The organism is Agrobacterium sp. CG160-95 (assembly GCF_053521725.1).
Map to the genome: position 1 here is coordinate 921128 of NZ_JBNWDU010000002.1, position 13991 is coordinate 935118.

Below are 13991 nucleotides of genomic sequence, written 5' to 3' on the forward strand. Positions count from 1 at the left end.
ATGCCCGGTCCTTATGTCGTTCCCGTCCATGGCGATGCGGAATTGCCGAAAGAAGTCGATGTCGTCGTCATTGGCGGCGGCATTATCGGCACCTCCACCGCGCTTGAACTCGTCGATCAGGGGCTGCGTGTTGCGCTTTGCGAAAAGGGCGGTATCGGCCACGAGCAGTCGAGCCGCAACTGGGGCTGGGTGCGCATTTCCCGCCGTGACCCACGCGAGGTGCCATTGATGGCAGAATCGCTGCGCATCTGGGCGGATCTCAATCGTCGTACAGGGCGAGAGACTGGTTTCAAGCGTTCCGGCATCGTCTTTACATGCGCAAACGAAAAGGAATTTTCCGAGCACGAACGCTGGAACCGCAATCTGGAAGGCTACCAGATTGAAAGCCGCATGCTGAGTGCAAAGGAATTCAAGGCGAAATATCCTCATTCCAACATGGATGTCGCCGGTGCCCTCTATACCGCCGGTGATTGCCGGGCCGAGCCGCAGCGCGCCGCCCCGGCCATCGCCGAAGCTGCCCGCGACCGCGGCGCCTTCATCCTGACAGAATGCGCCGTGCGTGGTCTGCAGCTTTCCGGCGGCAAGGTGTCGGGTGTCGTGACAGAGCGCGGTGAAATTGCCTGCAAGGCGGCGGTCATGGCGGGTGGCGCGTGGTCCAGCCTGTTTCTCGGCAACAACGGTCTCGATCTGCCGCAGCTCAAGGTCATGAATTCCGTGCTGCGCACAAAGCCGCTGGAAGGCGGCCCGGAAGAGGCAATCTGGTCGAACGGTTTTGCGATCCGCAAGCGTCTCGACGGCGGATATACGATCGCTAACGGCTTCCAGAACATCGTCGACATCGTGCCCGCATCTTTCCGTTATGCACTGAAATTCCTGCCGGCTCTGCGGCATGAGTGGCGCTCGCTCGACCTGCGCCTGACTGGCCGCTTTTACGATGAATGGCGCATTCCGCGCCGCTGGGCGCTCGATGAGGCTTCACCCTTCGAATATAACCGCGTGCTCGATCCCGTTCCGGCCATGGACATGACGGACGGCGCCTTTGCCAAGCTGAAGAAGGCCTTCCCGGTCTTCGAAAAGGCCGAAATTTCGCAGCGCTGGGCGGGCATGATCGATGTGACGCCTGACGCTATTCCGGTCATCGACAATATCGACGCCATTCCGGGCTTTCATGTTGCAACCGGCTTTTCCGGCCATGGCTTCGGCATCGGCCCGGCGGCTGGAAAACTCATGGCTGATATCGTCACAGGCCGCAATCCGATTGTCGATCGTCGCGATTTCCGTTTCAGCCGCTTCAGCGACGGTTCGAAGATCGAACTGGTCAGCGGCTTTTGAAATGAGAAGCCCGGCGGTCAGGTGCCGCCGATCCTTTTGACGCATGAGGCAGGCAACTGCTGATGGGAGTAGTACCGCCCAAAGAGGCGGAAGCAAAAATAATCGTCGTGTTCAACCATCGGATCAAGGGGAACTAAAAAATGTCCGACCAGAACAAGCCGCTTATCAATACCACCCGCCGCCAGGCACTCGGCCTTTTGGCGCTCGGCGCATCCGGCGTCGTCCTTTCCGGTCTTCCGGGTTTTTCCCGCGCCATGGCGCAGGACAAGGCCGCCAAAGGCCAGCTCACGGTCGGCTTCTCGCAGGAGCCTACCGTGTTCAATCCACATATGCCACATATTGAGGTAGACGAAGGCATCCATTTCAGCATCTTCGACCCGCTGTTTTATGTCGACGAGAAAGGTGCCTTCGTGGCAGCTCTCGCCGCCGAAGTGCCGACGGTCGAAAACGGCGGCATTTCCGCCGATGGTCTCAACTGGAAGGTCAAGCTGCGTGACGACGTCAAATGGCACGACGGCAAGCCGTTCACCGCTGAAGACGTGAAGTTCACGCTTGAACTTCTGGTCGATCCCAACTTCCGTTCATGGCGCAAGACCGGGCACGAATTCGTACGGGATTTGACCGTGGTTTCGCCAACGGAAATCACCTGGAAGATGGAAAAACCATTCGCGCCCTATCCCTCGATCCTTGCTTCCACATTTATTACGCCGAAGCACCTCCTAGGTGCGGAAGCTGACCGCAATACCGCCGCCTATAACAACGCGCCGGTCGGAACGGGCGCATTCAAATGGAAGGAGCGGGTTGCGGGTGACTACATTCTGCTCGACGCCAATACCGAGTATTTTGGTGATGGCCCGCATATAGAGCGTCTGGTCTACAAATACGTACCCGACCTGAATGTGATGTACACCCAGTTCAAGACCGGCGACATAGACGTGGTGGGCCTGCAATGGATCACACCCGACCATTATGACGAGGCCAAGGATCTCGCCGGCAAGGTGGTCAACGTCGTGCCGGGCTCGACGATTGAATCCCTCTCGTTCAACATGGAACGTCCACAGTTCAAGGAGCCGGCGGTAAGAGAGGCGCTTTATGCGGCGATCGACAAACAATCGATCATCGAGGCACTTTATTACGGTTTGCCCACACCCACCGAAAGCTACGTTCCGCAGCAGTCTTTCTATTACAATCCAGATCTTCCCAAGCATGAATATTCCATCGAGAAAGCTAAAAAGCTGCTCGACGATGCGGGCTGGGCGCCCGGGGCGGACGGCATTCGCGCCAAGGATGGCGTGAAGCTCGCCTTCACCTGCTCCACGACAGCGGGCAATCACATCCGCGAACAGGTTCAGCAATACATGCAGCAATCCTTCAAGGATATCGGCGTGGAGATGACCATTTCGAACCTGCCGCCAGCTGTCATGTGGGGTGACTACTGGATGCTGTCGAAGTTCGATTCGGTTATCGTCGGGCTCGACTTCCTGACCGGCCCGGATCCCGATACCTCCGACTTCTTCCGCTCGACGTCGAGTGCTGCAAAAGGCGGCTCGGGCCAGAATACCTGGCAGTTCGTCAACAAGGACGTCGATGATCTTCTGGCCAAGGGCGGCAGTCTCTTCGTGCCGGAGGAACGCAAGGCCGTCTACCTGAAGATTCAGGAGATCATGCGCAAGGAGCTGCCGCTGTTGCCGCTGTTCCAGTACGCAACGGTGCGTGGTCACAAGCAGGGCGTCGAAAACGTGAAGCCAAACGTCAATAACCGTATCGATACCTGGAACGTTGCGACCTGGCGTCTGGCGTAAAGCCTGCCGCAGACAGGGCTTTATGCCCGATCCATGTGAAGTGCCGGCTTTGAAGCAGCCGGCACTCTGACGGCTATTCGTGGATGGTTGCTAGCCAGTTCCACGATGCGACCTGGAGTCTCATCATGCTGACCTTTCTTCTCCATCGGATATGGCAGAGCCTCGTACTTCTGCTGCTTGTCTCGATCATCGGTTTTGCCATCCTCAACCTCGCGCCTGGCGGGCCATTGTCGCAATTTGCCCTGACGCCCGGCATGACGCGGGAGGCGCTTGATCGCATCGCCCACCAGATGGGTCTCGATCGACCCTTGCCGGTGCAATATCTCGAATGGGCCTGGCGCCTGCTGCAAGGCGATTGGGGGAAATCCTATCGCGACCAACGTCCGGTTCTCGATATCATCTCCGGCCATTTGTTTGCGACCCTGCTGTTGATGGTCTCATCAACCGTCGTATCCATCCTTGTCGGCACCTGGATCGGTATCAAGGGGGCGACCAAACGTTACACGCTGTTCGATTACACCGCCACGGTCGGGGCCATGGTCGCGCTTTCAATTCCCACCTTCTGGTTCGGGCTGGTGGCCATCTATGTTTTCGCGCTCAGGCTAAAATGGCTGCCGGCGGGCAACATGTATACGATCGGCGATCAGTCTTTTTATGACTATGCAATTCACCTGATCATGCCGAGTCTGGTACTTGCCCTCGTCAACATCGCCGTCTGGAGCCGCTACATGCGGACTGCGACGCTTGATGTCATCAATCAGGATTTCGTCCGTACCGCCCGCGCCAAGGGGCTGACCCCGCGCCGGGTTCTGATGAAACACGTCGTCGGCAACGCACTTCTGCCAATGATCACCCTTGCCGGTCTGCAGCTTCCGACGATTCTCGGCGGCGCCCTCGTAACGGAGACGGTCTTTACCTGGCCCGGCATGGGCCGCCTGTTCCTCGATAGCCTTGGTTATCACGACTACCCCGTCGTGATGGGGCTTCTGATGTTTTCCGCAATCCTCGTGCTCATCGGAAGTCTGCTCGCTGACCTCATGGTTGCTCTCGTCGATCCCCGCATCCGGCTCGGATAGAGCCGGATCGACGAAACGCCGCACTCAATCGAAGGAAAGACCATGTCCGCTGCAACCCTCCATCCCTCGCAGGCCGCACCGCGGTTTCACTGGTGGCAGAACCGCACGCTGCGCCGTTTCGCCCGCCACAAGCTTGCTGTGCTCGGCCTCATCATGATCACCGTCATGATTTTCGCCTGCGTGGTTGGGCCCTATCTCTTGCCTTACGACGAATTGTTCATCGATCTGCGCGCCCGTTTTGCCCCGCCGATGACCGGTTACCATATTTTTGGCACCGATCCGCTCGGACGCGACATAGCCGCGCGCCTTTTCAATGCCGGCCGCATTTCACTGCTGGTCGGGTTTTTCGCCATGGTGCTGTCGACACTGATCGGCACCATCATCGGTGTCGTTGCCGGTTATTATGGCGGGCGCATCGGCGCGATACTGATGCGTTTCGTCGATGCCTTTCTGTCTTTCCCGAGTATTTTCCTGCTTCTCGCTCTGGCTGCTTTCGTCAAGCCGAGCCCGTTCATGATCACGGTTATCATTGCCGTCACAAGCTGGATGGAAATTGCCCGTCTGGTTGAAGCGGAAGTGCGGTCTCTGCGCGAACGCGACTTCGTCATGGCAGCCCGTATGCTGGGCCTGCCCAATGGCTGGATCATGTTCCGGGAACTGCTGCCGAATGCTGTCGGCCCCATCATCGTTGCCGCGACCCTGACGGTCGCGCGTGCCATCCTTCTGGAAGCCTATATCAGCTTTCTCGGTTATGGCATTCAGCCGCCGCTGCCGAGCTGGGGCAATATGCTGAACGGAGCCCAGCAATATCTCGACAAGGCGCCCTGGCTCGCCATCGTGCCGGGCGTCGCCATCACGCTTGCCGTCACCAGCTTCAATTTCATCGGTGATGGGCTTCGTGATGCGCTCGATGCGCGCAGCGACCTGAACTGAAGGTTTCGGTAGATGGTTTCGTTCTCACCCTTTGACGTGACACTGTGGTATGCGACCGCAGCTTCAGCACCGCATACGGAGCCTCTTTCGGGTCGCGTGCAGGCCGATGTCTGCATCGTCGGCGCGGGTTATACCGGTCTGACGACCGCATTGGAGCTGGCGAAAACCGGCATCAATGTCGTGCTTCTGGAGCGGCAGGAAATCGGCTTCGGCGGTTCGGGCCGTAATGCCGGACATTGCACCCCGACCTTTACCCATTATAGCCTGCCCGAGCTGCGCAGGATGCTGGGTGAGCCCTGGGCGGAACGGCTGATCGAACGGCAGACGCGGGCGAATGACCGCGTCTCGAGCATGATCCGCGACTATCAGATCGACTGCGAATGGGTACAGAACGGTTATGTGATGGGCGCACCGCATAAGGGCGCCATGGATGAGATCAGGCGCAAGGTCGAGACCTATAATGCTGTGGGCGCGAAAACCCGGCTGCTCGACCGTGACGAGGTGGAAGCGGTCACCGGCAGTCCGCGTTTCGACGGCGGCTGGCTGCACGAAGAGGCAGGTCACCTCAATCCGCTCGGTTACGCCCGCGGTCTCGGCCGTGCTGTCATCCAGGAGCGCGGAAAGATATTTACCGGCTCGGCGGTGACGGGTTGCGAACGCGACATAACCGGAGGCTGGAAGGTCAAGACCGATCGCGGAGAAGTGGTCGCGTCGAAAGTGATCTTTACCACTGGCGCCTATACGGTGGGTGGTTGGCCCAAGCTGGATCGAACCTTCAAGATTCAACGCGTGTTCGTTGCCGCTACGCAAATTTTGTCCGAAGAGACACGCCGGACCGTCCTGCCGCAGAACACGACCATTCATGATGGTCGCGGCGATATCTACGTCTACAAATACAATGCCGAAGGCCGGATCGTCGCATCGATGTTTCCCATGGGACGCCGCGGCCGCGACAGGGCCTATACGAGACAGGTCATGAGCGAACGGCTCAAATGGCTGCATCCAAAGCTCCGGGAAGAGATCCGCTGGGAGTATTTCTGGTTCGGCGAACTCGATATGCAATATCGCACCGTACCGCGGTTTTATGGTCTCGCGCCGGGCGTTGTGGCTTTGACCGGTCTTTCGGGCCGTGGTGTGCCAACCGGCTCGATGCTCGGTTCCATTCTTTCGGAATGGGCGCTTGGTAAGCCGGAGAACGAGCTTGCCCTGAAGCTGGAACCACTGAAGGCAGCTCCCTTCTTTATGGGTTTCGCACCCGCAATGGCGCTGCGTTACTACCGGCTGCGCGACAACATATCCACGAAACTAGCTGGGGCGGAACTGCCGCCCCATGCCTGAACCGGCGCGGCCCCAAGGTCCGTGCCAACATTGACAAAGCAAGGAGAATTCCCGTGACCATGCCGATTTTCAACATTTCCGATGACGTGGATCTTGTTCCGGCCATGCCCGCCGAAGGCCGTGAAGGCGGTTCGTATCGTCGCCAGATATGGCAGGACCAGGTCGAAAATGGCACGATCGTCGCAGTCTGGAAGGCCGAGCCCGGCATCTACAACTATCCGGGTCGTGACCTCGAGGAAACTTTTGTCGTCGTTGAGGGTGAGGCAATGTATTCGCAGGCCGAAGCCGAACCTGTGAAGATCGGTCCCGGATCGATTATCAGCATCGCCAAGGGCGTGCCAAGCCGCCTCGAAATCCTGTCGCCGTTCCGCAAGCTCGCAACTGTCATCCCGAAGCCGTGAGGTTTGGGGGAGGGGTGCCTGCAGACTTAAGGCGGGCTGTGTCCTGTATTCGCGGCACGAGGATTTAGGTCTCGCCGATCTGTCTTTCGTTACAGCAATCCGGTGCAACGCTGATGGCCCGACAATCAAAGATCTAAAGAAACAGGGCTCCGAGGAGACGCAGAGCCCTGTTTGCGTTCAATGGTTTGGGAAGCAGCTGGTGCAAAACAGGCCACTCGTTTGAAACATCCTTGTGACCGTCATCCCTTTTCCCAGCGCCAGCCGGTGCGGAAAAGCGGTGCCAGGGCCAGGGCGTTGATCCCTTGCTTATGGGGGCGTGCATCGGACATACTTACACACGAACCACAAAGGGCCAAGGGCAAGACGAGCCAGCGACGTTAGTGCCGGCTCGCGGAGCCATGCGGGAAGATTTTACCTCATGAATACGCGATTTCTCGAAACTTTCCTCTGGGCTGCACGACTGAACAGCTTTTCGGCGGCCGCGGAACGGTTGAATACCACCCAGGCGTCGGTGTCCAACCGAATTGCCGCCCTCGAAAGGGAGCTTGGCGTCGTGCTTTTCACGCGCGATGTGCGCTGCGTCAACTTGACACCTGCTGGTCGTCTGGCACTGCAGCATGCCGAAAAGATCGTCAATCTGACCGGTGAGTTCCGACAGATCGTGAGTAGCCGGGAGGCGCTGAGAGGCACCGTGCGCATCGGTGCTGCCGACACGATCGTCTATGCCTGGTTACCGCTGCTCATTCGCCGCATGAACGAACGTTACCCCGGCGTCAGCTTGGATCTGACCATCGACACCAGCCTGAAACTATCCCAGCGCATTCAAAACGGTGAGGTGGATGTCGGTTTCATCATGGGGCCGATCATGGCTGCAAATATCTACAATTCACCGCTCTGTACGTTCGAGTCCTGTTGGGTTGGCGCGGTTGAATTGCCGCTGCCGGAAACGGGCGTTACACTCGAAGATATCGCGCATTTTCCGTTACTTACCTTCTCGACAGGCTCCCAGCCACATCAGGCGTTGCGCGCGTTGCTCGATTCTCACGGGTTGTCCGACAGCCGCATCTATAATTCCAATTCGCTGTCGATCATGACCCGCCTTGTGGCCGCGGCCGTTGGGGTTGGCGCTTTGCCGCGTGTGCTGGTGGACGGCATCATCAAATCCGGTGAGGCGCGTATTCTCGACATTAGTCCGTCAGTACCGCCCCTCACATTTCACACCGTTTATCAGGAGCGTGGCGACAACGCGATTGCCCGGGCCATTGCCGATATGGCGACGGAAATCGTCAGTGAAACCACCACGCAATGGATGACGGCTGCCGCCTAAATTTTGCGCTGCAGCGCAAAATGATTAATCTATAAGCTTACCTTATGGGTTTCGATAGAGTTTTTCCGTTTGTAATGAAAACAGTTCCCGTTCTTAATTCTCATCGCAACATGAGAGGAGAGCAACGTGAAAGTCTCACTTGTTCAAATGAATACCCAGAATGACAAGGCAGAAAACCTTAAGGTTGCTGCCGATCTTATTGAGAAGGCAGTCAAGGCGGATAATCCTGACCTTGTTGTTCTTCCGGAATACTTCGCATTTCTTGGAGATAATCCCCAGGAGATGCATGAGAGCGGGGAGGAATTCCCTGACGGCGAGATTTACACGCTGCTCTCGGGGCTGGCCAAGAAGCACGCGATCACGCTGCATGCCGGCTCCATCGTCGAGAAGGAAGGCAATCGCTTTTACAATTCGACGCTCGTTTTCGGGCCGGATGGCAAACAGATCGCGCGTTACCGCAAGATGCACCTGTTCGACGTCGATACGCCGAACGGCATCAGCTACCGCGAATCCGACTCCGTTGCCCGTGGCGAAGAAGTGGTGACCTACAAGGTTGGCGACAAGACGGTCGGTTGTGGCATCTGCTACGATATTCGCTTCCCTGAACTGTTTCGCGCCCTGCGGGACAAGGGTGCAGACGTCATCGTTCTGCCAGCGGCCTTCACCCTGATGACAGGCAAGGACCATTGGGAAGTTCTGGCGCGCGCCCGTGCCGTCGAAACCCAGACCTACTTTCTGGCCGTCGGCCAGATCGGCACCCATGCGGGTGGCAAGAAGGCATGCTGGGGGCATTCCATGGTCATCGATCCGTGGGGCCACATCGTCGCCCAATGCTCCGACAGCGTTGGAACGGCCGGTGCCGTCCTTGACTTCGACTATTCGGCCAAGGTGCGCGCCAACGTACCGGTGGCGAACCACCACGTTCTCTGATCGGAGAAAGACTCAATGTTTATCGCCAACCCCATGCCCGAACAGATCGGTGCCGACATCATCGAGCTTCTTGAGAAGGTCGAAGTCGCAACGATCGGTCACGTGCTTCACTCCGGCTTCGTCGATCCTGAAATCCGCGCCGTCCTTCCGGGCAAACGTGTGGCAGGCACTGCCGTCACGCTGCGCATCCCCAATGCGGATTCGACCATGCTCCACTATCTGTCGCAGTTCGTGCGTCCCGGGGATATCGTCCTCATCGACCGTTGCGGCGATACCCGTCACGCCTGCTGGGGCGGTGTCATCACCAACACCATGAAGATGGCCGGCGTTAAGGCCGGTGTCGTTGATGGCCCGGCGACCGACTTCTCGGAGTTCGCCAAGGTCGACATGCCGATGTGGTGCCGTGGTCCTTCGCCCATCACCACCAAGATCCTCGGCCTCGAAGGCGCGATCAACGTTCCGATCAGCGTCGGCGGCCAGGTGATCAATCCGGGCGATGCGATCCTGTGCGATGAAAGCGGTGTTGTCGCTCTTCATCCAAGCCAGGCTAGAGCCATGGCTGAACGCGCCATCGGCATGCAGGAAGCCGAACTCGTGCTTCTGGAGCGTCTGCGCAACGGTGAGAAATTGCCGGACATTTCTGGCGCCAACAAGCTCGTTCAGGCCAAGCTGAGCGCCTGACATCGTCTTATGGGTGGCGGATCAGTCCGCCACTCCAAATAACAATAGAGGAGAACAGGACAATGAAGAAAACAATACTTCTGAGTGGGATTCTCATGCTCGGCGCGGCCGCTCTTCCGGCGCACGCCCAGCAGACCGTGACGTTCCTCGGCTATAGCGGCCTTTTCCAGGAGCGTTACACCAAGGCCGTCATCGAACCTTTCATGGCGGCTAACCCTGATATCAAGATCGAATATTTCCCGCAGCAGGGCTCTGCTGCAATGCTCGGCTCGCTGCGCGCCCAGAAGGCTGCGCCGCAGTCCGATATCGCTCTGATGGATGTCTCCGTCGCCAAAACAGGTACGGACGAAGGTCTGTTTGACAAGATCGACGAAAGCGTAACCAAGAATGTCGCCGACCTCTATCCTAATGCCCGCTTCGAAGGCGTGGCCGGGGTTGGCGTAACGTTCGACAATCTCGTGCTCATCTACAATACCGATGCCATCAAGACGGCTCCCGACAGCTGGAACGCTCTGAAGGATAGCGCCCTCAAGGGCAAAGTCGCCATGCTGAGCGCCCCCGATATCGTCGGTATCGGTACCACCATCATCATGGACCATATGAATGGCGGCACTGATTTCATCAAGAACATCGATGCCGGCATCAATGCGATGGCTGAAGTTGCTCCGAATGTGCAGACCTGGGAGCCGAAGCCGGAAGTCTATCCGAACGTTGTCAACGGCCAGGTTTCGCTGGGCGTGGGCTGGAACGCCCGTAGCCAGGTGAATGCTGACGGCTCCAAAGGCAAGATGAAGGTGGTTCTTCCGAAGGAAGGCACGATCCTCCAGATCAACACGCTCAACCTCGTCAAGGGTGGTCCGTCGTCCGAGGCTGCGCGCAAGTTCGTTGATTATGCGCTGAGCCCGGAAGCCCAGGCTGCCTTTACAGCCGCCATGTATTATGCGCCGACCAATTCCAAGTCCTCTGTCTCTGCCGATGTGAGTGAGCGCACGGTCGTCAAGGCGATGGACAAGGTCATCCCGGTGGATTGGATTGGCCTCTCGAAGGTCCGTGACCAGATTACGCAGGACTGGCGCCGCAAGGTCATTCCCCTCAGCCGTTGAGACTTCTGCGCAGAGCGCAAAAAAAGAAAGGACTTCCGCGGCTCCCATGGCAGTCGCGGAAGCAGCATACCAAAACCCTCGGTTCATCTCCTCTGTCGGCGCTAGGGCGGAAGAGGTTGGAGCCGACGCGGACATGCATTCCGAGCGGCCCACAAGGCGTGCACCAGGGGAGGCACCGCGAAACGGCGCAGCGAATTTTCGCCGCGCTTGCGTAGATCAAGGGCCAAGGCATTTCCGATTCCCTGTGGGTCGGAGATGTCCTGGAGAAAGGCAAGAAGCCAGAATGGGAACTTCAGATACCATGCAGCCAGGATTCCTCTCGATTCGTTCACTGACCAAGCGCTACGAGACAATCGTCGCCGTGGATAATCTCAATCTCGAGATTCCCAAGGGCGAACTGGTTGCCTTCCTCGGTCCTTCCGGCTGCGGCAAGTCGACGTCGCTGCGCATGATTGCAGGCCTCTCTCCTGTCTCCTCGGGGTCTATCCTGATCGACGGCAAGGACGTGACGAAACTTGCGCCTTATAAGCGTGACATTGGCCTCGTTTTCCAGAGCTACGCGCTCTTCCCCCACATGACGGTCCTCAAGAATGTCATGTTCGGTCTTGAAATGCGCAAAGTGCCTGCTGCCGAGGCGGAACGCCGTGCCCGTGAGGCCATTGCCATGGTGCGTCTGGAAGGGCGCGAGGACCGTCGCCCTGCCCAGCTTTCCGGAGGCCAGCAGCAGCGCGTCGCACTGGCGCGCGCCCTCGTCATCCAGCCGTCCATTCTCTTGTTTGACGAACCTCTTTCCAATCTCGACGCAAAGCTGCGCGACGAGATGCGCGCCGAGATTCGCCGTATCCAGAAACAGCTTGGCATCACTTCCATCTTCGTCACGCATGATCAGGTTGAGGCGCTCAGCATGTGCGACAAGGTCGCTGTGCTCAATGGCGGGCACCTGGAACAGCTTGGCACGCCGCACGATCTCTATGAGCGCCCGGCCACTGCATTCGTCGCCTCTTTCGTCGGTCGCACCAACAGGCTGGTCGGCAACGCCGCCGGTGACCGCATCACGGTCGGCGATGCGGTGCTGCGAGCGCCCGGCGCGCACAGCGGTGAGATCGACCTGATGGTACGGCCGCATCGCATGGCCATGACCGTCGCTGGCGACGCCGTCCCCGATTTCGACGGAGCGCCCGTCAATCGCATCGCCGGCGAAGTCCGCGATGTCTATTATGCCGGCGACATCCTCCACTACGAAATCGCCGCTGGCGGGCAGACCCTGTCCGTGGAGCGCGCGACGTCCGGCGGTGAAACGCCGGTCGCAGCAGGCAGCGCGGTCAGTCTCGTCTGGCGCGTGGAGGATACTCTGGTCTTCGGAGCAAACCGATGACGGCGGCGGTCATGATCACGGCTCCCGGTGGCCGTACCTCTTCCATCGTGTTTCTCGCAACCCTTCTTCTTGGACCCATCATTGCGGTCAACGGTCTGGCCTTCGTGTTGCCCGTCTTCAACCTGCTGCTGCTTTCCTTCCGCGAAAGCCTCGGCGGCGGCGGTCTCGGGGAAGCCCATACGCTCGACAACTGGTCGTCGACACTGACCGACGGTTTTTATATCGAGCTGATTGGTCAGAGCATCCTGACCAGCCTTATGATCACCGTTCTCACGCTGCTCGCCTCCTATCCCATCGCCCTCTACCTTCACCGGGCGCAGGGTCGCTGGAAAACGCTTTTGCTGGTGCTGGTCATTTCGCCGCTGCTCACCTCGGCGGTGGTGCGCACTTATGGCTGGATCGCAATCCTGGCGGATGACGGCCTCATCAACAACATCCTCTTCGCACTGGGCGCGCAAGGCGGGGTGCGTCTGCTGTTCAACAAGATCGGCGTCGTCATCGGGCTTACCGAAATCCTGATGCCCTATATGATCCTGGCGCTCCTCGCTGGCTTCGGCAGGCTTGATCCTCGCGTCGAGGAAGCTGCGGAAACGCTCGGCGCATCGCCCTGGAAAGTGTTCTGGCGGATCATCGTGCCGCTCACCATGCCCGGCGTGGCCCTGGGTTGCCTGCTCTCCTTCGTGCTGGCCGTCAGTTCGTTCATCACTCCCAAGCTGCTCGGCGGTGGCCGCGTCTTCCTTCTGGCAACGGAAATCTATGATCAGGCCATCGTGACGCTCAACTGGCCACTCGCCGCTACGCTTTCGATGATCATCCTCGTGATTTTCGGTGCCGCCCTGGTGCTCTATTCCCGGCTTCTGCGGGCCATTCTGTAAAGGAGATCGAAGATGGAAGAACGTCCCGCTCCGCTGGCGCTGAAAATTGTCGCCTTCATCATGTTCCTTTTCCTCCTTGCGCCTGTGGTGCTCGTCGTGCCGATCTCGTTTTCGGCCGACAGCTACATGACCTTCCCACCCTCCGGCTGGAGCCTGCGCTGGTATGTGGATCTCATGCACAATTCAAAGATGATCGGCGCCCTGGGCACCAGCACGCTCCTTGCGGTCATCGTTACCGTTCTGTCCATGCTGATTGCGCTGCCCGCCTCCTATGCCATCGTGCGGATGCGGGTGATTGGCGCGGATACATTGCTCGCCTTCTTCACCGCGCCGCTTCTTCTGCCGACTATCGTTCTTGGCCTTGCGATCCTGATCGTCTTTGCCGGTGCGGGTCTGCTCGGTACATTCACGGGTCTGGTGATCGCGCATCTGATCATCGTGTTGCCCTATGCGCTGCGTGTACTCACCACGTCGCTTGCGGGCCTGCCGCTGATCTACGAGGAGGCCGCCTCCACGCTCGGGGCGTCACCTCTTACCGTCTTTCGCCGCGTCACCATGCCGATGATCGCGCCTGGCATCGTTGCAACGGCAGCGCTTTCCTTTCTCGTCTCGTTCGATGAAGCCGTGATTTCGCTGTTCCTCACCGGTCCGCGCATCACGACGCTTCCCGTTGCCATGTATCAGCATGTCGAAACCCAGGCTGATCCGCTTGTTGCCGCCATCTCCGTTCTTCTGATCGTGCTCACGCTTGCCGTCGTCCTGATCGTGGACCGCACGGTGGGCCTGACGAAGACTTTCGTGAAGTAAGGGGCCGGAAA

Annotated in this window: 13 protein-coding genes; all 13 read left to right on the forward strand. The window is 58.7% G+C overall.

What is annotated here, in order from left to right:
• The 13 genes from ACQZ63_RS10850 to ACQZ63_RS10910 all read left to right on the forward strand — a co-directional run bounded on the left by ACQZ63_RS10850 (position 1) and on the right by ACQZ63_RS10910 (position 13980).
• The gene (locus tag ACQZ63_RS10850) at positions 1-1332 is read left to right on the forward strand and encodes an NAD(P)/FAD-dependent oxidoreductase (RefSeq protein ID WP_035199278.1); all 1332 of its coding nucleotides are present in this window, start codon (positions 1-3) and stop codon (positions 1330-1332) included.
• A 140-nt stretch (positions 1333-1472) separates the two neighbouring features.
• On the forward strand, positions 1473-3134 hold the full coding sequence (locus ACQZ63_RS10855) for a peptide ABC transporter substrate-binding protein (protein WP_003517694.1): 1662 nt from the start codon (positions 1473-1475) through the stop codon (positions 3132-3134).
• Positions 3135-3259: 125 nt separating this feature from the next.
• Complete coding sequence (locus ACQZ63_RS10860; RefSeq protein WP_013761327.1) at positions 3260-4210, forward strand: ABC transporter permease; 951 nt, start codon at positions 3260-3262, stop codon at positions 4208-4210.
• A gap of 42 nt (positions 4211-4252) precedes the next feature.
• The gene (locus ACQZ63_RS10865; protein ID WP_003517690.1) at positions 4253-5143 is read left to right on the forward strand and encodes an ABC transporter permease; all 891 of its coding nucleotides are present in this window, start codon (positions 4253-4255) and stop codon (positions 5141-5143) included.
• A 12-nt stretch (positions 5144-5155) separates the two neighbouring features.
• Entirely contained in the window at positions 5156-6481 is a 1326-nt protein-coding gene (locus ACQZ63_RS10870) for an NAD(P)/FAD-dependent oxidoreductase (RefSeq protein WP_112681968.1), read from the forward strand.
• Positions 6482-6540: 59 nt separating this feature from the next.
• The gene (locus ACQZ63_RS10875; RefSeq protein WP_236761863.1) at positions 6541-6882 is read left to right on the forward strand and encodes a cupin domain-containing protein; all 342 of its coding nucleotides are present in this window, start codon (positions 6541-6543) and stop codon (positions 6880-6882) included.
• Between the two features lie 418 nt (positions 6883-7300).
• Positions 7301-8209, forward strand: coding sequence for a LysR family transcriptional regulator (locus ACQZ63_RS10880; protein WP_003517687.1), 909 nt, complete (start codon positions 7301-7303; stop codon positions 8207-8209).
• A 147-nt stretch (positions 8210-8356) separates the two neighbouring features.
• On the forward strand, positions 8357-9139 hold the full coding sequence (locus tag ACQZ63_RS10885) for a carbon-nitrogen hydrolase family protein (protein ID WP_003517686.1): 783 nt from the start codon (positions 8357-8359) through the stop codon (positions 9137-9139).
• A gap of 15 nt (positions 9140-9154) precedes the next feature.
• Positions 9155-9820, forward strand: coding sequence for an RraA family protein (locus ACQZ63_RS10890; RefSeq protein WP_038493653.1), 666 nt, complete (start codon positions 9155-9157; stop codon positions 9818-9820).
• Between the two features lie 62 nt (positions 9821-9882).
• Positions 9883-10923 (forward strand): ABC transporter substrate-binding protein, encoded by a 1041-nt coding sequence (locus ACQZ63_RS10895; protein WP_003517684.1) that lies wholly within the window; start codon positions 9883-9885, stop codon positions 10921-10923.
• 301 nt (positions 10924-11224) lie between these two features.
• Positions 11225-12298 carry an ABC transporter ATP-binding protein gene (locus ACQZ63_RS10900; RefSeq protein ID WP_013761322.1) on the forward strand — a complete coding sequence of 358 codons (1074 nt, stop codon included), beginning with the start codon at positions 11225-11227 and terminating at the stop codon, positions 12296-12298.
• Positions 12295-13173: an ABC transporter permease gene (locus tag ACQZ63_RS10905; protein WP_003517681.1), complete on the forward strand. Its 879-nt coding sequence runs from the start codon at positions 12295-12297 to the stop codon at positions 13171-13173. Before ACQZ63_RS10900 ends, ACQZ63_RS10905 begins: the two co-directional genes overlap by 4 nt.
• Positions 13174-13185: 12 nt before the next feature.
• On the forward strand, positions 13186-13980 hold the full coding sequence (locus ACQZ63_RS10910) for an ABC transporter permease (protein ID WP_013761321.1): 795 nt from the start codon (positions 13186-13188) through the stop codon (positions 13978-13980).
• Positions 13981-13991: the final 11 nt, after the last annotated feature.